This is a genomic window from Neobacillus camarae (genome assembly GCF_054950115.1).
Window position 1 is genome coordinate 342,016 of the sequence record NZ_JBUCKX010000003.1, and the last position, 20,180, is coordinate 362,195.

Here is a 20,180-nt window from a genome sequence, read left to right on the forward strand (position 1 = left end):
TTAAGATACCATATAAACCACCGAATCCTTGAGAACAAAAATGAAACCATTGTGAACGTATTTTTTAGCAACATCGAGAGTTATTATTTCCCGCAGCACTTTTTATATTTTTTGCCGCTTCCGCATGGGCAAGGGTCATTACGACCAATTTTATTTTCATTTTTCACAGGAAAGTTATGCAGTAGACCGCCTTGTTCCGATTCCTCCTTAAATTCCATTTCCTGTTCCAGCGCGGCTTGTCTCCAAAACTCCATATCAGGATGCTTTTCCCCGATGATGGAATAATAGCTGTATACCACCTGTTCGATATCCACCAAATTAGTGAAATATTCCTTATCCATGTGAGCGGAGATTTCCGGCAATGCCTCTTTTGAGAACTGGTGGCAGAGCGCCTCAATCAGCATATCCTGTTCATCCAGCTCCTCGGTTGACCGGTAGGCCTCGCGTAAAGCCTCGACGGCAAAGTCCGTTTTGATGTTTTCGACAACAGAACTGGCATAAATGATGGACTCTGATTGATTCAAGTATGGAGCAACCTCTTTTACCACCACATCCGATTGGAATTGGATCAACACGTCCGCTACTTCTTCCAAAAGAACATCCTCATCACGGTTTAACAAGCTTGCCAGCATTGGAATGTATTTTTCCAGCTTCATTAATCCAATCATATAGACCGACAAAATTCCCTCATACGAAAACCATTGCTCTTCAAGATTTTCCTGGATCACCTTGTCGATCTCGTCCCCAGTTATCCAGCCGTTATGTACGATGCTGTTTGCCAGTTTTTTCGCTTTCACAAATGCTTTATGCTGAAACTCATGTGCGCTCTCCAGCGAATCAACGGTTTGCGCAAATTCTTGCAGTACTATCTCTTTTGTGCCCGCAGCAATGAGCTCATAAAAAGCCCATGTATCCTTAGTAAAGTAGCGGTTCAGCTGCTCCTTATATTTAAGCGCCAGTTCCACCTCAACAGATCTTAACAAATCGATGGCCAAATGGGTGAGGTTCTTGTCCATATTTGGGATATTTTCAAGCAGCACGTTTAGTGCCTCTTCAGTTATTTTCTGGTGGTCCACATAAACCAAAACCGATTCCAGCTTTTCTTTATTTTGAAAAGCCTCCTTGAGCAAAGCAACGGTCCACGCTTCTGGTACGTTTGGATAATCATGGAGGGCATAAAGGACCGTTTGTTGGATTAAAATGTCGTTGCTCGTAAGGTGTGGCTTTATTTTTTCTAAAAATGTCATAAGATAATTTCCCTTCTTTAAGCGCTCATTCAATTGTAAGTTTATCACATCCTAAAAACAGAAAAAAAGGACTTCACGAATGACCAGCCCTTGATTAGGATTCCTCATGGGAAGATTCCTCCACTATTTGGATGTTTGTAAATTCCAAATCCGTTTCTTCAGTAAAACTTCCTTGCTGTTCCGTTTCTGATACTGGCCCGCTGGATTGCTTTTGGTACATCTGTTCTTTCATTGCCTTCATTTGCGCGACATCTTCCTGAATTTGTTCGGATACTTCTTTAGGCACCACATCTTTGCCGTAGGTCGCCCCAATATTTAGAGCACCGCTCAATTCCTTGATTCCCAGCTGGGCAAAATTGTTGTTTTGTTCATACCGATCCAGAAATAACTTATCGATATAGAGGGTCTTAAAGAGCGGCTCCGGCTTCGATTCGATGTCTTCCGTGCCACTGGGCTGTTTCGTCCCTTCCTCCAGTTTTTCGGACAGGCCGGCAATTTGTTTTAGGATGACGGCTTGTACCTCATTTAGCAATAAAAAGTTAGTCTCTAAAGCGGCAATTTTTGCACGGATGGCAGATTGTTCGGCCTCATCACGATGCTCCTCACGATTGGACGGATTTTCGTTCCGGGAAAGTGGAATGACCTTGATTTGCCGGACAACCTGTTCCAGGTGATTCACTTTCCGAAGCAAATGTTCATACTCCTTATTCCCAGTCAGCGTTTCATGGCCGGTTGGAGCCTGCCGCTTCTCCTCCTCTTGCCGGCTCAGCTTAAGCAACAAGGGCCGGGCCTGTTTTTCAAATTGGAGCAACTGCTTGACTTGGACCTCCAGTGTGTTCATTCTTGAATTTTCCCGTTGCTCCGGATTGGTTTCATTGGTTTGCTTAAAAAATTTTTTCATATCCATTCCCGATCTCCGTCCCTCATTATTTTATGGGACCTTACTCAATATTTACATATTCCTCGTTTTTAAATTCCCGTTTATAGGAAATGAAAAGCAGGCCATTTTGGAATTTTGCCTGCATTTGGTTCGAATAGACCGGCTCCGGCAACTCAATGGCGCGCTGAAAATCACCCAAATGTCTTTCCTGAAGGATTGGCGTACCTGCATTCATCTGGCGGCTGGAACCTCTTAAATAAAGCTTGGTTCCTGACAATGACAATTGCAAATTCTCTTTGCGATAACCTGCCAAATCACAAACAATAAGGACCTCGTCTTCCGTCAAGTAGATATCGGTTGGAGGAAAGCTTCCGTCCTGGCCGGCTTGGCGTTGGGAACCCTGTGACGGTGTGGCATCTGAAGCTTCTTTTATAAAATCGTTCACAGAGGCCTGCTCAAAGATACTGTTCCAGAAGTCACCTGTCTGGTACTTTTTTGCCAATTCCAGCCATTCCATAAGGTGCTTCATGTCCATGATGGATTCCCCCCTCTGCAACCAGACAAAGCTCGTACTCATAAAGTCTATTATTACATCATATTTGTTCTTCTAGAAAAAAATTCATGTGTTTCCGGTCGGACTTCCTCTCGGTTTCTTAACATAAATCATTTGCCAGCCGCATAGTCTGTAAAAACAGGCTCGGAAGGATTGGATGGATGATGATTTTTTTGCCTTCAAATATCACTATTAAAGGACTGAAGCTGAATAATATCGACCACTTAAGTTCAATGTCTTTTTCTTCAACCATTAAAATCAACCGGAGTGTTTCTGCTAAGAAAAACCAAGGATTTGGCCAGCAGCTCGCCGACAAAACCTTAAGGGCTTTCTCCATCCACTCCACGGTGGACAACGATGCCCAGGATGTTTATTCTGTTAAAAAAAATTTGTAAGTTGATTGGCGCCAGAGATGAAGGAGGAATTACATGACCGGACCCGTTCCCTACATTAACATCAATATCAACATTATCAAGGTCAACTCATTTGAGAACGCTTCGGCCATTAATGTGGGCCAAAACCTGTTGGCGGAGTGGCATAATTCAGACAAGAAGAACCAAGGATTTGGCCAGAATATGGGCGATGGAAGCCATTTTCTCGGGACACGCAGCGGTGTCGATGACCGAGACCAAATCGATTCCGCTTCTTCTTTCGCTTCGTCTCCTATACCGATTATACCGATTCCTTGAGGGGTGACATGATGCTGTTTGCACCGGTATCGCTTACGATTTTGGGGTTTAAAGTGAATGCGATAGACCATGGAGCCGTGGTGAATTTAGGCCCCAGCCAGCACATTGATTTGTTTGTATCCTATAAAAGGAACCAAGGGATTGGGGAGCAAAACGGCGACTTGTCTCCGAACCTATTATCTCTTTCCGGCGTGTCGGATATGGATTTGATTGACAGCCCTACCGTAAAGAACAGCATAATATGATGCATCATAAAAGGGGTGAATCAGTTGATTTTTATTACACCAATGGCGATCAATCTGCTGGGATTTAAAATTAACACGATGGACAACGGTTCCGTGACAAACATGGGTCCGATGCAACTCGTGGACCAATTTATTTCGTACAAACGAAATCAGGCATTTGGGGAGCAAAATGGCGACCTGTCCCCGATTAATGTCCCAACTGCTTTCGTGTTTGATCCTGACGGGACAGACAGCAATACCATTAAAAATAGTGTTATATAGAAGGATGCAGGTCTGAATCAGGCCTGCATGCTTTGTTTTTATAACACATAGTCAATATAATTTCCATGGCCCCTTTCAATCGAGAGCCCTTGGTCCTCTAGTTCCTTCCAAATTCGATGGTCCAGTGCAAAGGCCCCCATTTGCTGCAAGGCAGCAATTTCCTCGTCAGGAAGCGGAATATAATAATCCTCGTCATCAGTACTGATAATTATTTCATATTTTTTTAGTTTTAGAACCATCACTTCAAACTTTTCATCCCATTCTTTCAGTTGACCCTCGACGCAATTGGCGACATGCAGCAGAAACCGTTCTGGATTATAATTTTTAGACATTAACCCCCGGGCAAATCCACTAATGTTCATGAGTTCCACTTCTCCTTTTTATTTTCAACAGTAAAATAAAACAAACCCTCCTACGATGGATGCAAAAGGGGTTTTGGCCGTTTTATCATCCAAAGCTGCAAGCTTTGCTGGTGGGAGCACCTTGCATTTTGTGCAGGTTGCTGTGGCATCATCGAACCAGTTCTCTCAGCCACTCTAGATAACTATTTAATTAGTATTATTTTACTATAAAAATTAGAGATTTAACAATAACTTTGACATAAGATTTCGTGACCGGCTGCTCTTTCCTGTTTTTAGAATAAAACAAAAAACGGCTGCCTTTTAAGCACGACAGCCAAGAATTAGATTTAAGTTTTAGCACATCTTCCGCCATACGTTGGCACCAAAGCCCAACGAATTCCGTTCGATGAGAGAATAGGCGGCATTGGTAATCGCTTGTTCCAATGTATTGCCGGTGGCACAAATATCATTGAAACACACCCTTGATGGCCCATTGATTTTATAGGAGTATCCCAACGCTTCCAATTTATCGACAATCATCATAGCGTGAGCCAGGTTATGCTCTGGCTGGAACTCGGAATCATGGATGAATGTCCCCGTTTCATAATCATACCAGCGATCCCATCTGTTTAATTTCCAACCCAATATTCGTCTTGCAATCGCATCAATTTTCACCATATCCTTCTCCCTTTCGTTTCATCCATTGTGTTATATAACAATTTAAATTATTTATATGAATTATATAACAGAAAAAAATTAATTTCCAGCCATTTTTTTGAAAAATTCAATAAAAAAATTTATGTTCGCTATTCCTTGTAAAATTGTTTTATTAGTGATTTAGGTCACAATAAATTAGCCACGTTTTTTATATAGTTATAGTAGTAATTTCGAAAGGGGATTTTTCCAATGCAAGGATGTCACAGCGGATTATTCTGTAACAGCCCGGTCACACTGTCAGAGGGCTTAAATAAATTAGTGAGCGAACATACTCCATTACGGAGCAGCCTAGAAGCATTATTTACGTTATGTAATCAAGTTGAACAAGAGCCACATGGAAATGCCTTTGCGGAACTCGTTCCCGCAGTACAACATTTTTTTACAGACCTTGAATTCCATTCCGAACGTGAGGAAGACATTTTGTTCCGGATGATGGAAGTATATTTCGGCAAAAACGGCGGCCCGATTGCCGTGATGGAGTACGAACACGAACAGGCGAGAGGGTATATTCAAGAGTTTCTAAAAAGTGCCGAAACCCCAGCAGCACTGACTGTTGAAGAACAGATTAATAATTCCAGTTTGATCAAAGGTGCCTACGAAACACTCTTAAGCCACTTCGCCAAAGAAGAACAAGTCCTATATCCAATGGCCGAGCGGATGCTAACCGACGAGGAAAAAGAAGCCCTAAACCAAAAAGTTTCGGAATAACGCTACCCTATTTAACAGCCCAATCTATTAAAAGATTGGGTTGTTTGTGTAATTTGTAACTTTAACACTAGTACGGATCGGGCGCCTTTTTAAAGTTTCCCGATCAGTACTGAAAAATTGCAATTGGAATTTATGCAAAATTCTCTATCCTTTGTAAGAAATTTCTATATAATAGATTTAGACAGGAGCACAACAGCGTAACTGTGGTGCTCTTTATAGATAAAAAAACAAAGGGGGAACATTCGAATGTCAAACGAAAATGAGGTTTTATTCGATAAAGGAAAAAATAATTCAAAAATGAAAGTGGAAAGAAAAGAGGGAGAGCCGACACCCGCTTTCAAAGGTGCCTCCTGGGCCGCGCTGTTGGTTGGTGTTACGGCTTATCTCATCGGATTGTATAACGCAGGGATGCAATTGAACGAAAAAGGATATTACTTTGCCGTTTTAATATTTGGATTATATTCATCCGTTTCTTTACAAAAAGCTGTAAGGGATAAGGATGAAGGTATACCGGTTACGAATATTTATTATGGGATTAGTTGGTTTGCACTTATTGTATCTGTTGCATTAATGGCCATCGGTTTATACAATGCAGGAAGCATTGTATTAAGTGAAAAAGGATTTTATGGAATGTCATTTGTACTTAGTATATTTGCAGCCATAACAGTTCAAAAGAATATACGGGATACTCAGAAAGCAAGAGAAAGAGATTGAAGTAGTTGTTGCACTTTTATCAGGGCGTACCCCTTTTCAGATGTATACTTGAATAAAAAAAATCGAACGGCAGGAATCCTGCCTTTTTTTTATGTAGAGATTGCTTATTTTCCAAAAGGTCTTTTAAAGATGGCTGTTGATTTCCGCCCCGTACTTCCGCAGGAGTTGAACACATTCCGCTCTAGTCAACAGAGTACCTTAAAAATCGAAATCGTTTACTGGAATCTTCTAATAGGAATCTCTCAGGTTATATCCGAATACAATACTTTTTTTCCTTCGGTTAGATCGCTGCGGTCGATTTGTTTATGGTGGTTAATCCAACCACTCGTTTGCCATCATGATGTTTGCCCCATCCTCAGAATATTTCAGTATTTCCGCACTCAACCTGGCATATTCCACGACTAAACCACTTCTTTGGCTTTCAGAAATGGATACCCCGTAGTTTCCCCGCCCGGCATAGACCATAAAGACTTTTATTTCTTCATCCTCGATATTTTAAAGGAAATATTTATTCACACAAATGGACATACTTTCTGCCATGTAGCTTGTCCATAAATATGACAAATCGGCAGAAGTTAAGTTATTGTTTTCATACCGTACTTCCATTTTGTGACCTCCTGATAATTACATTATGATGTAAGGTCTCCAAATGAAGGGATAATATGATTAACTTGTTAGGCAGGGAGACATATTCATTTTTCTCCATAAGAAAACGCACCACCGATTGTTGGGATGTGTTCAACAATAAGTGATGCGGTGCTCAAATTGGGTACTTTTTTAATTACTCCATGCTTTTAGGATGGAATTCCTATGGGAGCTGCTTACATTTTTGTTGGATGGGGGTGCGTTGCTTGATTTCTGGTATCACTTCCGGATAACCAACACCCAAGACTCCAATGACATCATATTCATCTGGAACCCCAAGAATTTCACGATTTTTTGGATTTCCTCCCATAGAAGACCAGTAGGTACCCACGCCTTCATTCCAAGCAGCTAAATTGAAGTTCTGAACGAAACAGGCTGTAGCCAAGCCGTTTTCCTCTGTTTCAATATCCGTCTTACCATGCTTAGACAGCACCGCTAATACAACGGGAGCATTTCCAAAATTTGTTTTATGGTTTAACTTGGCTCTCGTCTCCGGACCAATCAAATAAACTTCCCAAGGTTCGGTCATGCGATGGTTAGGAGCCATTGCGGCAGCTTGCAGCCATATTTGAAGCATACCAGGGTCAACAGGCTCCGTCTTGAAAACCTTTATATTGCGACGGGTATTAATAATTTCTAAGATATCCAAGTGCTCTCCTCCAACCTTTGTTTTTTTTACTGTATTTATGAAACATTACCGAAACATCCCCAATTAGAATGCCGCGTTAATCATAGTTTAGACTACAATTATCGGTCCGTACAAGTTTAGAAGCTAACTTAGGATAAAAAAAGAAATGCCGCCTTGAAGGAGTTTTTATCAGTTTCCCATTAGTATTCTATTTACAAGTTTCTTGCTTTAATGCCTCTCTTCTAATTGAACCAACTTCTTAATAATTTCATCCTGCTCTTGTTCGGCCACCTCATTTGCAATAATATCATCCTTCACTAATTTTTCAATCGTTTCGTGCTGTGCGTATAATGCATGTTTTTCTAATGTCAATTGTTGTTGCTGTTTTAGGTCAGGATATTTCTTTAAAAGTTCATTGATTTTGTTTTTTTGCCTGGCCAGTTCCTGCTCATACTTTTCAACAAGCTCATGGGAAATTGATTCCGTGATGAACAGTCTTTTTCGAACAGTTTGTATCTCTGCTATTGCTGTTTCGAACCGGTGCCCACGGGCGATTATCTTCTCGTATTCCTTAAGGGTTGATTCCTTTTTATTTACACCTAACAATGCAAGAAGCGGTTTGATGGTAAGACCTTGGATGATTAAGGAGAACAACACGACGCAAAATGCCAAGATTAACAATTCCTCCCTGTCCGCAAAATCACGAGGCAGGCTTAACACGAGAGCGATTGACAGGGATCCTTTTAATCCACCCCAGTTGATTACATGTTTCCAACTGGTTGGAAAATTCCCCATGAACAATAGGCTCAAATAAACAGAAAGGCTTCTGGCCAGAAGCACAATTATGATGGAAGCTAAAACCAATACCCACTTACCTGTCATGTTGATTCTGGTAATCTCTAAACCGACCATCAGGAATACAACGGAGTTGGCCAGCAGGGCGGCAACATCCCAAAAGTTATTAATGTTTAATTTTGTCGTTGGACTCATTCCTATTTTGGCACCGTAGTTTCCTAAAACCAAGGCAGACACCACTACAGCAATGACACCGGACGCATGCACCGTTTCTGCTAACAGAAAGGAACCATAAAACAAGATCAAGCTGAAGATGATTTCCAGCGGATAGTCATCAAAATATTTAGTGAGTTGCGAGAAGCCAAAGCCAAGTGCGCCCCCGATGATGAGGCCAAGAGAAATTACCTTGATAAACTCCCACAAACCATAACCAATACCGGCGAGCCCTAAATCTATGTATGTAAGTAAATAAAAGGCGGATATGTTAAAAAAGACGACCGCCAGTCCATCATTAAACAAGCTTTCCCCTTCAATGACGGTGGCCAACCGTCTGTTGACCCCCACGCTTTTAAAAATTGACAGGACACTAACCGGGTCGGTTGCACTCATTAACGAGGCAAAAACAAATGCTGTTGGGGCAGAAAAACCCAAAAACCATACCATGGCAAGGCCAACAATAAGGAAGGATAGAAGCGTTCCAACGAAAGCAAGTAGCAGAATTGGTCCTCTGTTCTCCTCTAAATGGGTATAAGGGAGTTTCAGAGCGGCTTCCCCTAACAGGGCTGGTAAAAACAATGTAATGATGACAAAGTTAAAAACTTCCCCTTCTGTAATAAAGTCCTTTAAAGGATCCAATACAGGGATAGGAACCGCCCCAATAATTGCACCTACAATCACCAAAGCAATCGGATAAGGACGATTCAACTTTTTCGCAATCGCCGTAACCATAGCAGCCATCATAACCAACAAAAGACCAAGCTCAAATACAAAATGTAAATCTAACTTACCCGTCACTTATTCCCCCCCTTTCCCCTTATCATTTACCAATTATCTAGTAAAAATAAGTGGGGCCTATCCCCCACTGCTTCACCGCGTTAACTGGCTGGGGGCCTGTCCCCCGCCGCTTTACCGCGTTATTACACTGGGGGACAGACCCCCGTTCGAGGTTCAAAAAATATGACACCGCCATCATGACGGTGCCGGATTTCCTTGCTCAAATGATTTTTGTTATACAGATGGCGCATCCATCCCGATTTGAGCCCATTCTTCTCTTGCCGGGCCATAAACGCCTGGGACCCTTATTCCTGCTTGGCGCATAAGGACGGTCATTTGCCCACGATGGTGGATAATGTGTTTGATAAGCAGTGAAAGAGTGGCTGCCCTTGTCATCGTTCTTCCGAAAGCATTGACGGTTTCGTTCAATGTTTCGTCCTTCCATTGTTGTTTGACTGCGTGGACGGTATCGGAACACACTCTTCTAAACGTTCCAGCAATATCCTTTGCCGATGCTGGAACGTTTTCAGAGTTTTCGACTGGCGGAACCTCGAGTCCAAACTCCATCAGCATCCCTGGAGTACTGGTTACGATATGCCAGGCAATCCTCCCTAACGTACGGTTATCCGATGATACCTGTTGATGCAAGGATTCATTCGATAGTGCATCTAATACATTCTGTGTTGAAAAGGCTTCTTGATTCCATTCTTCCATGAATTCAGAAATGGATGTAAACATTGTTTTTCCTCCTGTATTAAATAAAAATTTTCCTTAGTAAGGCCATCAAAAGATAATCCCTCATGTCCCTTTCATAGTATGGAACTTTCACCTTGTTATTAAAAGGTAATTTTCTATTCTTTTACAATGTGAATTCATTTAAAAATTAAGACCGGTTCCAATCAAAGTCGATTTCTTTAAGGAAGGCCCGCGCCAGAACCATATGTCCTGCAGCGCTTGGATGGACACGGTCCCACGCCAAGGTGGCGGCATATAGGTCTTTTAATACCACATTAAAAGCGGCCTGCGTATCGACTAATAAACAACCATTCTCTTCTGCAATTTTTTTAACAACACGTCCATATTGGTCCATGGTATGCCGCATTAAATCCTGTTCGTTCCTTTCCAAATAATATGGAGTCATAAGGACGATTTCCTTCACCAGTGGCTTGGTCTCGATCACCAGATTGCGGAGCGTGTCCTCGTACTCCTCGATATAGACATGTCCTTCTTTTATGTAAGGTGTGTCGTATTGGCGCCATACATCATTAATCCCAATCATAATCGATAACCAATCGGGCTTTTGCTGGATGACATCCTCTTGCCATCTGTTTTTCAGGTCCCGGACAGTGTTGCCGCTATTGCCCTTATTGACCACACGGATGCCCAGTTCCGGATAAACCGCCTGAAGCAGCCCCTCCATAAGATACATACCCTTTGCCGAGCGCGCCGAACAATCCCTCCCCTGCCGGTCTCACCCGTTCGCAATCGGTAATTGAATCCCCCATAAACAACAGTTTTTGCCCTTTTTCTAATTTCAATCGTATCCCTCCCAATTTAGCAAAATAAATAAATGGAAGCCGCCAAGTTAACGTAACTCAGAGGCTTCTCATTCCTACCTTCTATATTTTCTTAATTGCTCATTTAATTCCTTTGTTTGTACTTGAACTTTTTTATAAATTTCAAATAAATTTTTATAGGCTTCCACATTTTTCGGAATCGGATAATAGGTTTTGGACGTTTGAATAAAAACCTGGGCACATTCTTTAAGCGATAAAAACCAGCTGCAGCCGTATGCTGCCAACATTGCAGCACCCATGCCGGGTCCTTGTTCGCTCTTCAGCTTTTCAATTTTTGCATCAAAAAAATCATCCCTAAAGAAGCCCATCCTTTTCATTCGAGGATGGGCCATTTTTGATTGGGAACCGGCGTCCTTTTTCCATTTGTTCACCAATGTATAAATCCTACAATACGGGGATCTTTGTGCTGCTTTTGATAAATTCCGCAAACAATTGGTTCATGGCCTGGTTTGCCCTGGCCATCGATTCCGGATGCCATTGTACTCCGATTGTAAAGGTGGACGGCTTTATATATTCCACTGCCTCTACAATTCCATCAGATGACTGGGCGACAATCCGCAAATCGTTGGCAACCCGGTCGATTGCTTGATGGTGCAGGCTATTGACTCTTACTTTCTCAGAACCAAGCACTTGAAATAGTCGGCTATCTTTTACCAAAGTCACCCAATGGGTATCACGGCTTCGATCAATCTTCTGTGAATGCTGAATCGATTCTTTCACTTGGCTGGGAATATCCTGTATTAATGTACCGCCGAGCGCAACATTCAAAATCTGGATTCCCCGGCAAATGGCCAAAAGCGGAATATCGTTATCCAGGGCAAATCGGGCAATCGCCATCTCCGTCAAATCCCGTTCCGGTGTAAGCGGCCCTAATTGAGGATGGGGGTCTTGGCCAAAAAAAAGTGGGTCCACGTCTTCTCCCCCACTTAGAATGATACCGTCACAAAAAGCTAAGGTCTCTATTGCCAATTCGGGGTTGATATAAGGCAGGACAATCGGTATTCCCCCATTTGCTGCCACGCTCTTATGATAATCATGGTGCACATAGACACCTTCCATGAACTGGTTATGGTTTACATAAGCACCTGTAATGCCAATTACCGGTTTCTTCTTACTCATCTCATTGTCTCCTTGCTTCAGTTATCACGATATTAGAATATTAAACTATTGATTCTAACAAAATATAATCAAAATATACCACTTTTCTGGCGTCAAACATAGTGATATACCTACTTCAAACAAACCCAATATCTATTAACTTAAAGTTTGAACAAAAGCTCGTCTTTTGGCTATTCGTTTACCCAATCAACTCTTAATTAACTATCATAGAATAAGGTGTTGGACAGTAAAAAATATTTGCCCAAAGGGAGGCCATCAATTATGGAGCCGATACAAATAGTGACAATAAGCAGTGATGAGTTTGCAAAGCATCTAGCAGTTATGCTCTATTCATTGCTTAAGAATAAAGTTTCAACTCAAGAAATCGTGATTAATATTATTGACAGTGATATATCGGAAGAAAATAAAATAAAACTTACCCAGCTTGTTGAGAAATTTAACGGGGAAATAAAATTTTTAAACATTTCCGATAAGAAATCGCTTTTTGATGGTTTTAAATTACACCATCATTTTACAAAGGAAACTTTCTTTCGCATTATTGCCCCTGAGTTATTAGACTCCAGTATAGAAAAAGCGATTATTTTAGACGGGGATCTTATTTTTGAACAGGATGTAACCGAACTTTGGAATACAGATTTAGGGAGTTATTTGGTAGGTGCCGTTGAAGAACTTTATGGGAAGTATGTAGAACACCTCTACATTCCTGAAGATGCCATTTATTTTAATGCTGGGGTACTGCTGGTTAACGTAAAAAAATGGAGAGAAAACGATATTTCCAGCACGGTACTTAAGTTTATGCGGGATAATGATAAGAAAATATTTTGGCTAGACCAGGATGGGTTAAATGCTATTCTTACCGATAAATGCCTTCCTTTAGATATTAAGTGGAATTATTGCAGTCACCACCATTACGCAAATATTCTCATTGAAAAACCTGCTATAATCCATTATAACTCAGATATAAAGCCTTGGAACGAATACCATATTATGGGAGAATACTATTTAAAATATAAACAGGAGCTGGATTGGTAGGCAAATTCTCAGTAACCGTACTGTTAGATTAACAGAAAAATAAACTGGTCTAATACATTTGGTATTAGACCAGTTTTTATTTATTAAGCAAGAGGGATTCTCAATCAAAAACCACTATGTTTTTTTAGGAAATCTTGTAATGAAGGAAGTTTTTTATCCTTCTCAGACAAAATAATCTTGTCTTCAGGTTCTACATTCCAGTTAATTCCTAAATCTGGATCGTTCCACACAATTCCTGAATCGTATTCAGGATAATACGGATTGTCACTGAGGTAGTAGAAAGTAGTATCATCTTGTAATATTAGGCACCCGTGTGCAAAACCTTTAGGAACATATAGCATTTGCCTATTTTCAGAGGAGAGGATAGTGGAAAAACTTTTCCCGAAGGTTGGGGATTTCCTTCTTAAATCCACCACAACATCGAGTAATTTTCCCCTTACACAGCGAACTAATTTTGCTTGAGGGAATTTTGTTTGAAAATGCAGTCCTCTGATAACACCCTTTTTGGACGTGGTTTCCATTTCTTCAACGGGATTAAAAACGACTTGATTTTCCAAAAAAATTTCCTTTTCATATGTTTTTTTTACAAAACCCCTTTCATCCCTTGCCGTGAAAGGGTTAATAAGTAAAACTCCTTCAATTGGTGTCGGGAAGAATTCATATTTATTGTTCAAGAATCTCACCTCTTTGGGATTTAAGCCAATTAACTGTTTTATGGATCCCGTCTTCAAATGTCGTCTTCGGTGCAAATCCTGTATCTTTTTTCAATGCATAGAGGTCAAAAATAGAATAATCTAAATGAATCCCGTTTTGCGGCAGTTTGCCGATTCCTAATTCAATATCTTTATCCATACAATCTTTAATAATGAGCAGAAACTCCTTTAATGGCCGTGGATTCATGCTCCCGATATAATATGATTTATTATTCTTCCCGTTTAACCCCATTTGGTAAAATGCTTCTGCGGTATCCTCAATATAGATAAAATCATAGGTTTGGGTCGATGAAGTGAAGGCTGTTTCTTCCTTATTCAGTAGTTTTCTTATCGTTGAAATAACCAGTCGGTCCGAGGTCTCACCAACTCCGTATGCATTCGTGATGATGCCAGCCATAAATCTTATGCCATAATGATTGCATAAGGTACGGCCCATAAAATGAGCGGCTATTTTTGCACTCGAATATAGAGATGATAATTTAACAGGTTCTTCCGCTTTCATGGTTGCCAAGCATTCATATTCCCATAGACTTGATGCAAAAATAAAGGATTGACAGTTCATAGCATTACAAACTTCCACACAATCACATGTAGTATGGATGTTGTTTATTTGTGAGGGATAAACGTTTTTTTGGTGATCAGAAACTCCGCTCCATGCGAAATGATAGAATGCATCAAAATCCTTTTCTAGGATAAGACTAGGCAGTTCTTTTATTCGGCTTAATTCACAATAAACGATTTCGATGTTCTCCTGTTTATTGATTCTATCGATATTAGAATCCTTATTTCTAACAATCGCGAAAACCCGTACACCTTTATTGGCAAGATAATTTGCAAGCGCACTGCCAATAAACCCGTTTGCACCTGTAATGATTACCTTTCTCATCACTTTAAACCTCTAAACTCTTATCATTGCAAAATTCATTAATTTGCTTTAGGCATACTTGTCTCATATCTTCTTCTGCTTTGTAGGCCTGAAACCATTCAATTACTTTATCAAGGGATGTGGACAAATTCCATTTAGGATACCATCCCAGTTTACTTTTCGCTTTTGAACAATCTAATTTTAGAAGATTAGCTTCGTGGGGCTGCTTGTTTTTTTCAATTTGATAAGTGTTGTTTCCGCCCCATTTATTACATAAGTCATTCATCACCCATACAACCGATTTAACATTTTCTTCATTTGGACCAAAGTTCCATGACTCTGCATATTTAGAACCTTCCTTAAACAGCTTTTCAGCCAATAACATATATCCGCTTAAAGGCTCTAAAACATGCTGCCATGGCCGGGTAGCTTGAGGGTTTCTGATTGTTAAACTCTCCCCTCTTAATGCGGCTCTAAAAAAATCCGGCAAGAGACGATCTTTTGCCCAATCGCCTCCCCCTATCACGTTTCCTGCCCTAACCGATGCAAGGGAAATCTGGTTGTCCTTATTTGTTTCATCATTGAAAAACGACATGCGGTAACAAGAAGTGACTAGCTCTGCACATGCTTTGCTATTGGAGTACGGATCATACCCACCTAGTGAATCGTTTTCCCGATAGCCCCATGGCCATTCTTTATTTTCATAGCACTTATCGGTAGTGATGTTTACAATGGCTCTTTTCTTATTATTCGGTAAGTTCCGAACAGATTCGAATAGGTTTACCGTTCCAATTACATTGGTTTCGAATGTGGCAATGGGTTCATCGTATGAGAGCCTTACTAAGGGCTGCGCGGCCATATGAAAAATGATGTCTGGATCAGATGCAGATATTGCGGAGTATAATGTTTCACGATTTCGAATATCGCCAATTTTTGATGTAATATCATCTTCAATTTTGCTAATCTCGAATAAACTGGGATTGGTGGGAGGAGTTAATGAATAACCTGTTATTTTAGCACCTAAAGAATGCAGCCAGATACCTAACCATGTGCCCTTAAAACCTGTGTGGCCAGTGATAAAAACCTTTTTCCCTTCCCAAAAATCTCTCGTTACCAAATCTTTTCCCCCCTTTACTCATCCCAAATTTTCCAACCAGCTTTTCCTGATCCCCACAGAGATTCTAAATATTTTTTATCTTTTAACGTATCCATCGGATGCCAAAAGCCGGTATGTTTATAGGCCATTAGTTGATTTTGCTCTGCAAGCTGCATTAATGGCTGTTCTTCAAAAACCGTGTGGTCTCCTTCGATATAATTGAATACTTCGGGTTCTAGCACAAAGAACCCACCATTAATCCATCTTCCATCACCTATCATCTTTTCTTTAAAACTTCCTACTTCGTGATTATCATTAATTGTTAAAGCACCGAATCTCCCGGGAGGTTGTACAGCTGTAACAGTCGCAATCTTTTGGTGGCTTTTATGGAAATTAAGCAGCTCCGTTATATCAATATCAGCGACTCCATCGCCATAAGTTAACATAAATGTGTTGTTATCAACATAATCTCTTATTCTTTTAATTCTCCCGCCAGTCATTGTCTCTAAACCGGTATCAATCAATGTAATTTTCCAAGGCTCCGCGTCATGTGAATGAATTTGCATTTGGTTCCCTTGCTGGTAATCAACTGTTAAATCAGAATGATAAAGAAAGTAATTTAAAAAATAATCCTTGATTGCCTTCCCTTTGTACCCTAAACAAATGACAAACTCATTAAAACCATATTTTGCATAAATCTTCATGATATGCCATAAAATTGGCTTTGTCCCAATTTCAATCATAGGCTTTGGTATTAAGTGAGACTCTTCACTAATTCTTGTCCCAAATCCCCCCGCCAGAATTACGACTTTCATATGATCTCTCCTTGTATTTCATTTTTAGAAAGCTAGGAAACAAACTATAATGTATATTATGTTTAACTCAACAAACTGATTTAGACTAAATGATTAATTTGGTTTGGGGTCGCTTAATTAGCCGTCTGATTCTCCTTATTTTCAAAAAATAACAGCGCCAATTCAAAGAACCGGCGCTGCTCCTGCCTATTGGATAAATCCATTTAGATACTGGTACAACTCTTCTAATTCATGTTCCTTCCCGACAAAACAATTCGGATACTGCTTTATTTCACCTACACTCGTTAGTTTAAAATCATTCGGCACTGGGAGTCCTGAAGCACAGATGACTAAATAATCAGCGAAAAAGATCAATCCAGTTAACGCCGACGTTTTTATCGTCATCTGATCCATCGTTCTTCCTGCAGGCAATCCTTTTACCGCACTTTTACCGCCGGTTCTTTCAATGACTATTTTCGTCTCATCGACCAGTACTTTGGTGCCCGATTTTAGTTCAAATATTTTCAAGGCTTACCTACCCCCTGTTACTACACTAGTGGATAGTTTTTCCAAAAACAATACATTTATCACAAGCTATTTCCAGTGGTTTTAGATACTCCGCAACGCATCAATCGGATTCAGTCTGGAGGCTTTTCTCGCCGGGGCAATTCCGAAAATGATGCCAATTGCAGCAGAAAACCCAAAAGCCAATAGGACGGTAGAAAATGATAAGGCAAAAGTAGAACCAATCAGGGTACAGACAACAAAGGCAATGAATGCACCCAGCAACAAACCAATGGTTCCGCCAAACAGGGATAAGAAAACGGCTTCCAGCAAAAACTGCTGCTGGATTCTTTTTGGTTCTGCCCCAAGCGCTTTCCTCAGCCCAATTTCCGTCGTTCTCTCCGTGACGGAAACCAGCATCATGTTCATAATCCCAATGCCGCCAACCACAAGGGATATCGAGGCAATTCCACCGAGCATATAGGACAGCATGGTGGTGATTTTATTAATCGAAGATAACATATCTTCCATATTAATAATGGTGAAACTGTCCTTTTTGTAGTTAAAAGACTGGTTTAATACCGCCTCAATGTCACTGGTGATATGTTCCGCTTGATTGGAATCACTCATATAAATATCCACGCTATTCATGTAACCTGTTCCAAGAATGGCCGTGGCCGTAGTATAAGGAATAATGACGGCATCGTTATTGGAAGCCCCCGAAAAGCTGCTGGACTCTTTTAATGTCCCGACCACCGTGTAGGTGACACCAGCGACCCGCAACTTTTTCCCAATCGGGTCTTCTCCCCAAAATAATTCATCTGCAATATCGGAACCAATGAGGCACACTTTGTTTTCATTTTCGATATCCAATATATTGAGACCCCTTCCTGTTTCAATGAGATCCTCTGTTTTGGTAAAATACACATCATTTTTCCCCTGTACAGACACACCGGTTTTTTCGCTACTCTTGTAAACCACGGTGGTATTGCCAGTGAGCGTCGGGGAAACGCCGGCAACATCGGCAATTTCCGATAATCTTTGGATATCACTATCAATTAAGCCTTGTTTCAAAGGTGTTCCGGTCGCTTGAACGGTAATTTTATCAGTCCCGAACGATGAGAACTCACTTGTCATTCCATTCATCGTCGCTTGTACAATGGTAATTAAGGCAATGATGGAGGAAACCCCAATGACAATCCCCAACATGGTCAGGAAAGAACGCATTTTATTATGGACTAAATTTCTCCAGGACATTTTAAGATTTTCCTTAAACATATGCCAACTCCTCCCTCAGTTTGCCGTCTAAAATGCGGACAATCCGGCTGGCATTTTTGGCGATTTCGTTATCATGGGTGATCATGATAATCGTTCTTCCTTCCTTATGGAGATCATGGAACAGCTCCATAATTTGCTGGCCTGTTTTCTGGTCAAGTGCTCCCGTTGGTTCATCTGCCAGCAAGATTGTTGGCTCTGTGACCATCGCCCTTGCGATGGCGACCCGCTGCTGCTGCCCGCCGGAAAGCTGGTTGGGGCGATGGTCGATTTTTTCCCCTAGGCCCACCCTTTCAAGCATTTCCCTCGCCCTTTGTTTTCGCTTCTTTTCAGGCACTCCCGTATAGATAAGTGGAAGCTCGACATTTTGAATGGCAGTAAGCCTGGGAAGGAGCTGGAATTGCTGAAACACAAACCCGACTTCCTTATTCCGTATCGCCGCCAGTTCTGCTTCATCCAGTTCATCCACTTTTTGTTGGGATAAGAAATATTCCCCGCTTGTTGGTGTATCCAAACAGCCAATCATATTCATCAGCGTTGATTTCCCTGAACCGGATGGTCCGAGGATGGCCACAAAATCCCCCCGCTCGACCATCAAATTGATGTGATCTAGTACAACCTGTTCTTCATCACCCATGTGGTATGTTTTCATGATGCCGGTCATTTTCAGTATTTGTTCCCCCATTATTCAACGCCTCCATGCATCATAGATGCTTCAGAACTGGTATCTTCTTTTGTTGAAATCATGACAACATCCCCATCTTCGACTCCAGCTTGTATTTCCACGATGATTCCGTCACTGATACCGGTTTGAACATATTGCTTGGAAGGCATTCCTTTATCGGTCGGGATGAGAACATAAGGCTTATTTTTACTGTCAAATTGGATGGCTTTCATCGGAAGGGTGGTGATTCCTTTGGCGTCCTGTTTTAAAATTTTTGCTTCTGCACTCATTCCCACTTTAATGGCTTCGTCTTGAGGCAGGTCAATTGTTGCAGTGAAATAGGAAACTCCATTTTCGTTTACCGCCTCTTTGGAAATAGAGGCAACGGTTCCTTTTATCTCTTTCTCCAGTGCATTGATAGCCACATTCACCTCTTGGCCTGTGTTTAAGTAAGGAAGATCATACTCATCGACCTTGATGGTGGTCTGCAGCACGGAGTAATTGACAATATCCACGAGCTGGGCTCCGGCCAGTATCTGGGCGTTTTTCTCGGCATACACTTTGGTAATTTCTCCGTCCATTGTCGCCTTGATTTTTTTATTCATTTTCGTGACCAACAAGACATCGCCCTCTTTTACTTGGTCGCCCGATTTTACTTTTACTTCCTTAATCTGTGCGGCTTCCTCGCTCGTGACGGTCCTCCTGTTTTTTGCTTCAACCGTGCCTGAGAAACTGTAGTAAGTGGTAATGTCGGTGGTTACGGCTTTTTCTTTTTCAAACTCATTCATCCCTTTTGGGGTAAAAATAAAACCCGTGCCGACCACCACTGTAATCATGCCGACAATTGTCCAGATGACAATCTTCTTTTTGCTTTTCTTTTTTGGTTTACTCATTGTACTAACCTCCAAAAGTATTTTTTAAGGTAAATGCTGCCTGATGTATTAACTGATTTCATTGTACGGCTTTTGGCTTTTTTCCAAACCGCACAGATTTGGAGAACCACCGCAGGAATTCGGGGAGGCACCGCAGGATTTTGCAGGTTATTAAATGGTGTTACCCCGGCCAAAACTTAAACACAAAAAGAGTGCCTTTGCCGTTGTTCCGGTAGCAGCACTCCCTGTTTAT

The 20,180-nt window shown here is 41.1% G+C and carries 26 protein-coding genes, 1 pseudogene and 1 riboswitch; of the genes and pseudogenes, 7 read left to right on the plus strand and 20 right to left on the minus strand.

The window, feature by feature from the left end; genetic code table 11:
- Window positions 1-83: 83 nt before the first annotated feature.
- The 3 genes from ACY8D0_RS16850 to ACY8D0_RS16860 all read right to left on the minus strand — a co-directional run bounded on the left by ACY8D0_RS16850 (window position 84) and on the right by ACY8D0_RS16860 (window position 2,662).
- Window positions 84-1,247 carry a YecA family protein gene (locus tag ACY8D0_RS16850; RefSeq protein ID WP_462411682.1) on the minus strand — a complete coding sequence of 388 codons (1,164 nt, stop codon included), beginning with the start codon at window positions 1,245-1,247 and terminating at the stop codon, window positions 84-86.
- Window positions 1,248-1,341: 94 nt separating this feature from the next.
- The gene (locus ACY8D0_RS16855) at window positions 1,342-2,154 is read right to left on the minus strand and encodes a hypothetical protein (RefSeq protein ID WP_462411683.1); all 813 of its coding nucleotides are present in this window, start codon (window positions 2,152-2,154) and stop codon (window positions 1,342-1,344) included.
- Between the two features lie 34 nt (window positions 2,155-2,188).
- Window positions 2,189-2,662 (minus strand): Hsp20/alpha crystallin family protein, encoded by a 474-nt coding sequence (locus tag ACY8D0_RS16860; protein ID WP_462411684.1) that lies wholly within the window; start codon window positions 2,660-2,662, stop codon window positions 2,189-2,191.
- A 179-nt stretch (window positions 2,663-2,841) separates the two neighbouring features.
- Here ACY8D0_RS16860 and ACY8D0_RS16865 point away from each other — a divergent pair, with 179 nt between their 5' ends.
- Genes ACY8D0_RS16865 through ACY8D0_RS16880 form a run of 4 tightly spaced genes read left to right on the plus strand, consistent with a single transcriptional unit; the run spans window position 2,842 to window position 3,875 of the window.
- The gene (locus ACY8D0_RS16865) at window positions 2,842-3,075 is read left to right on the plus strand and encodes a hypothetical protein (protein ID WP_462411685.1); all 234 of its coding nucleotides are present in this window, start codon (window positions 2,842-2,844) and stop codon (window positions 3,073-3,075) included.
- 33 nt (window positions 3,076-3,108) lie between these two features.
- A complete protein-coding gene (locus ACY8D0_RS16870) occupies window positions 3,109-3,369 on the plus strand; it encodes a hypothetical protein (protein ID WP_462411686.1) in 261 nt (86 codons plus the stop codon).
- 8 nt (window positions 3,370-3,377) lie between these two features.
- Complete coding sequence (locus tag ACY8D0_RS16875; RefSeq protein WP_462411687.1) at window positions 3,378-3,614, plus strand: hypothetical protein; 237 nt, start codon at window positions 3,378-3,380, stop codon at window positions 3,612-3,614.
- A 27-nt stretch (window positions 3,615-3,641) separates the two neighbouring features.
- On the plus strand, window positions 3,642-3,875 hold the full coding sequence (locus tag ACY8D0_RS16880; protein ID WP_462412485.1) for a hypothetical protein: 234 nt from the start codon (window positions 3,642-3,644) through the stop codon (window positions 3,873-3,875).
- A gap of 38 nt (window positions 3,876-3,913) precedes the next feature.
- Here the strand turns inward: ACY8D0_RS16880 and ACY8D0_RS16885 are convergent, their stop codons facing one another.
- Window positions 3,914-4,237 carry a hypothetical protein gene (locus tag ACY8D0_RS16885; protein ID WP_462411688.1) on the minus strand — a complete coding sequence of 108 codons (324 nt, stop codon included), beginning with the start codon at window positions 4,235-4,237 and terminating at the stop codon, window positions 3,914-3,916.
- A 79-nt stretch (window positions 4,238-4,316) separates the two neighbouring features.
- A riboswitch (SAM riboswitch) is annotated at window positions 4,317-4,422 on the minus strand.
- Window positions 4,423-4,570: 148 nt separating this feature from the next.
- Window positions 4,571-4,894, minus strand: coding sequence for a BC1872 family protein (locus tag ACY8D0_RS16890; protein WP_462411689.1), 324 nt, complete (start codon window positions 4,892-4,894; stop codon window positions 4,571-4,573).
- A 228-nt stretch (window positions 4,895-5,122) separates the two neighbouring features.
- Between ACY8D0_RS16890 and ACY8D0_RS16895 the strand changes: the two genes are divergently transcribed.
- Both ACY8D0_RS16895 and yiaA read left to right on the plus strand, forming a co-directional pair.
- Complete coding sequence (locus ACY8D0_RS16895; RefSeq protein ID WP_462411690.1) at window positions 5,123-5,641, plus strand: hemerythrin domain-containing protein; 519 nt, start codon at window positions 5,123-5,125, stop codon at window positions 5,639-5,641.
- Between the two features lie 246 nt (window positions 5,642-5,887).
- A complete protein-coding gene (gene yiaA / locus ACY8D0_RS16900; protein ID WP_462411691.1) occupies window positions 5,888-6,355 on the plus strand; it encodes an inner membrane protein YiaA in 468 nt (155 codons plus the stop codon).
- A 312-nt stretch (window positions 6,356-6,667) separates the two neighbouring features.
- Here the strand turns inward: yiaA and ACY8D0_RS16905 are convergent, their stop codons facing one another.
- The 7 genes and pseudogenes from ACY8D0_RS16905 to ACY8D0_RS16935 form a co-directional block, all read right to left on the minus strand.
- Entirely contained in the window at window positions 6,668-6,820 is a 153-nt protein-coding gene (locus ACY8D0_RS16905; RefSeq protein WP_462411692.1) for a DUF3231 family protein, read from the minus strand.
- A 343-nt stretch (window positions 6,821-7,163) separates the two neighbouring features.
- Window positions 7,164-7,649: a nitroreductase family protein gene (locus ACY8D0_RS16910; protein WP_462411693.1), complete on the minus strand. Its 486-nt coding sequence runs from the start codon at window positions 7,647-7,649 to the stop codon at window positions 7,164-7,166.
- A 207-nt stretch (window positions 7,650-7,856) separates the two neighbouring features.
- Complete coding sequence (locus ACY8D0_RS16915) at window positions 7,857-9,383, minus strand: cation:proton antiporter (RefSeq protein WP_462412486.1); 1,527 nt, start codon at window positions 9,381-9,383, stop codon at window positions 7,857-7,859.
- A 267-nt stretch (window positions 9,384-9,650) separates the two neighbouring features.
- Window positions 9,651-10,154, minus strand: a complete 504-nt coding sequence (locus ACY8D0_RS16920; RefSeq protein ID WP_462411694.1) for a DinB family protein — start codon at window positions 10,152-10,154, stop codon at window positions 9,651-9,653.
- A 145-nt stretch (window positions 10,155-10,299) separates the two neighbouring features.
- Window positions 10,300-10,954, minus strand: a pseudogene (locus ACY8D0_RS16925) (SGNH/GDSL hydrolase family protein).
- A gap of 74 nt (window positions 10,955-11,028) precedes the next feature.
- On the minus strand, window positions 11,029-11,364 hold the full coding sequence (locus ACY8D0_RS16930) for a hypothetical protein (RefSeq protein ID WP_462411695.1): 336 nt from the start codon (window positions 11,362-11,364) through the stop codon (window positions 11,029-11,031).
- A 13-nt stretch (window positions 11,365-11,377) separates the two neighbouring features.
- On the minus strand, window positions 11,378-12,112 hold the full coding sequence (locus ACY8D0_RS16935) for a gamma-glutamyl-gamma-aminobutyrate hydrolase family protein (RefSeq protein WP_462411696.1): 735 nt from the start codon (window positions 12,110-12,112) through the stop codon (window positions 11,378-11,380).
- Window positions 12,113-12,373: 261 nt separating this feature from the next.
- On the opposite strand from ACY8D0_RS16935, the gene ACY8D0_RS16940 reads away from it, so the two are divergent.
- Window positions 12,374-13,144, plus strand: coding sequence for a glycosyltransferase family 8 protein (locus ACY8D0_RS16940; protein ID WP_462411697.1), 771 nt, complete (start codon window positions 12,374-12,376; stop codon window positions 13,142-13,144).
- Between the two features lie 104 nt (window positions 13,145-13,248).
- Here the strand turns inward: ACY8D0_RS16940 and rfbC are convergent, their stop codons facing one another.
- The 8 genes from rfbC to ACY8D0_RS16980 all read right to left on the minus strand — a co-directional run bounded on the left by rfbC (window position 13,249) and on the right by ACY8D0_RS16980 (window position 19,948).
- Window positions 13,249-13,818: a dTDP-4-dehydrorhamnose 3,5-epimerase gene (rfbC, locus tag ACY8D0_RS16945; RefSeq protein ID WP_462411698.1), complete on the minus strand. Its 570-nt coding sequence runs from the start codon at window positions 13,816-13,818 to the stop codon at window positions 13,249-13,251.
- Window positions 13,808-14,743: an NAD-dependent epimerase/dehydratase family protein gene (locus ACY8D0_RS16950; RefSeq protein WP_462411699.1), complete on the minus strand. Its 936-nt coding sequence runs from the start codon at window positions 14,741-14,743 to the stop codon at window positions 13,808-13,810. Before ACY8D0_RS16950 ends, rfbC begins: the two co-directional genes overlap by 11 nt.
- A gap of 4 nt (window positions 14,744-14,747) precedes the next feature.
- Entirely contained in the window at window positions 14,748-15,839 is a 1,092-nt protein-coding gene (rfbG, locus tag ACY8D0_RS16955) for a CDP-glucose 4,6-dehydratase (RefSeq protein ID WP_462411700.1), read from the minus strand.
- 14 nt (window positions 15,840-15,853) lie between these two features.
- Window positions 15,854-16,633, minus strand: a complete 780-nt coding sequence (gene rfbF, locus ACY8D0_RS16960; protein WP_462411701.1) for a glucose-1-phosphate cytidylyltransferase — start codon at window positions 16,631-16,633, stop codon at window positions 15,854-15,856.
- A gap of 186 nt (window positions 16,634-16,819) precedes the next feature.
- On the minus strand, window positions 16,820-17,140 hold the full coding sequence (locus ACY8D0_RS16965) for a hypothetical protein (protein WP_462411702.1): 321 nt from the start codon (window positions 17,138-17,140) through the stop codon (window positions 16,820-16,822).
- Between the two features lie 81 nt (window positions 17,141-17,221).
- Window positions 17,222-18,394, minus strand: coding sequence for an ABC transporter permease (locus ACY8D0_RS16970; protein WP_462411703.1), 1,173 nt, complete (start codon window positions 18,392-18,394; stop codon window positions 17,222-17,224).
- Window positions 18,387-19,064 (minus strand): ABC transporter ATP-binding protein, encoded by a 678-nt coding sequence (locus ACY8D0_RS16975; RefSeq protein WP_462412487.1) that lies wholly within the window; start codon window positions 19,062-19,064, stop codon window positions 18,387-18,389. Before ACY8D0_RS16975 ends, ACY8D0_RS16970 begins: the two co-directional genes overlap by 8 nt.
- Before the next feature lie 11 nt (window positions 19,065-19,075).
- Window positions 19,076-19,948, minus strand: coding sequence for an efflux RND transporter periplasmic adaptor subunit (locus ACY8D0_RS16980; protein ID WP_462411704.1), 873 nt, complete (start codon window positions 19,946-19,948; stop codon window positions 19,076-19,078).
- Window positions 19,949-20,180 lie beyond the last annotated feature (232 nt).

Excerpts from the sequence above, each read along its gene's own strand:
- ACY8D0_RS16850 (WP_462411682.1), bottom strand. The coding sequence starts at position 1,247 with ATGACATTTTTAGAAAAAATAAAGCCACACCTTACGAGCAACGACATT.
- ACY8D0_RS16855 (WP_462411683.1), bottom strand. The coding sequence starts at position 2,154 with ATGGATATGAAAAAATTTTTTAAGCAAACCAATGAAACCAATCCGGAG.
- ACY8D0_RS16860 (WP_462411684.1), bottom strand. The coding sequence starts at position 2,662 with ATGGACATGAAGCACCTTATGGAATGGCTGGAATTGGCAAAAAAGTAC.
- ACY8D0_RS16865 (WP_462411685.1), top strand. The coding sequence starts at position 2,842 with ATGATGATTTTTTTGCCTTCAAATATCACTATTAAAGGACTGAAGCTG.
- ACY8D0_RS16870 (WP_462411686.1), top strand. The coding sequence starts at position 3,109 with ATGACCGGACCCGTTCCCTACATTAACATCAATATCAACATTATCAAG.
- ACY8D0_RS16875 (WP_462411687.1), top strand. The coding sequence starts at position 3,378 with ATGATGCTGTTTGCACCGGTATCGCTTACGATTTTGGGGTTTAAAGTG.
- ACY8D0_RS16885 (WP_462411688.1), bottom strand. The coding sequence starts at position 4,237 with ATGAACATTAGTGGATTTGCCCGGGGGTTAATGTCTAAAAATTATAAT.
- ACY8D0_RS16890 (WP_462411689.1), bottom strand. The coding sequence starts at position 4,894 with ATGGTGAAAATTGATGCGATTGCAAGACGAATATTGGGTTGGAAATTA.
- ACY8D0_RS16895 (WP_462411690.1), top strand. The coding sequence starts at position 5,123 with ATGCAAGGATGTCACAGCGGATTATTCTGTAACAGCCCGGTCACACTG.
- yiaA (WP_462411691.1), top strand. The coding sequence starts at position 5,888 with ATGTCAAACGAAAATGAGGTTTTATTCGATAAAGGAAAAAATAATTCA.
- ACY8D0_RS16905 (WP_462411692.1), bottom strand. The coding sequence starts at position 6,820 with ATGGTCTATGCCGGGCGGGGAAACTACGGGGTATCCATTTCTGAAAGC.
- ACY8D0_RS16915 (WP_462412486.1), bottom strand. The coding sequence starts at position 9,383 with ATGATGGCTGCTATGGTTACGGCGATTGCGAAAAAGTTGAATCGTCCT.
- ACY8D0_RS16920 (WP_462411694.1), bottom strand. The coding sequence starts at position 10,154 with ATGTTTACATCCATTTCTGAATTCATGGAAGAATGGAATCAAGAAGCC.
- ACY8D0_RS16935 (WP_462411696.1), bottom strand. The coding sequence starts at position 12,112 with ATGAGTAAGAAGAAACCGGTAATTGGCATTACAGGTGCTTATGTAAAC.
- ACY8D0_RS16940 (WP_462411697.1), top strand. The coding sequence starts at position 12,374 with ATGGAGCCGATACAAATAGTGACAATAAGCAGTGATGAGTTTGCAAAG.
- ACY8D0_RS16950 (WP_462411699.1), bottom strand. The coding sequence starts at position 14,743 with ATGAGAAAGGTAATCATTACAGGTGCAAACGGGTTTATTGGCAGTGCG.
- rfbF (WP_462411701.1), bottom strand. The coding sequence starts at position 16,633 with ATGAAAGTCGTAATTCTGGCGGGGGGATTTGGGACAAGAATTAGTGAA.
- ACY8D0_RS16970 (WP_462411703.1), bottom strand. The coding sequence starts at position 18,394 with ATGTTTAAGGAAAATCTTAAAATGTCCTGGAGAAATTTAGTCCATAAT.
- ACY8D0_RS16980 (WP_462411704.1), bottom strand. The coding sequence starts at position 19,948 with ATGAGTAAACCAAAAAAGAAAAGCAAAAAGAAGATTGTCATCTGGACA.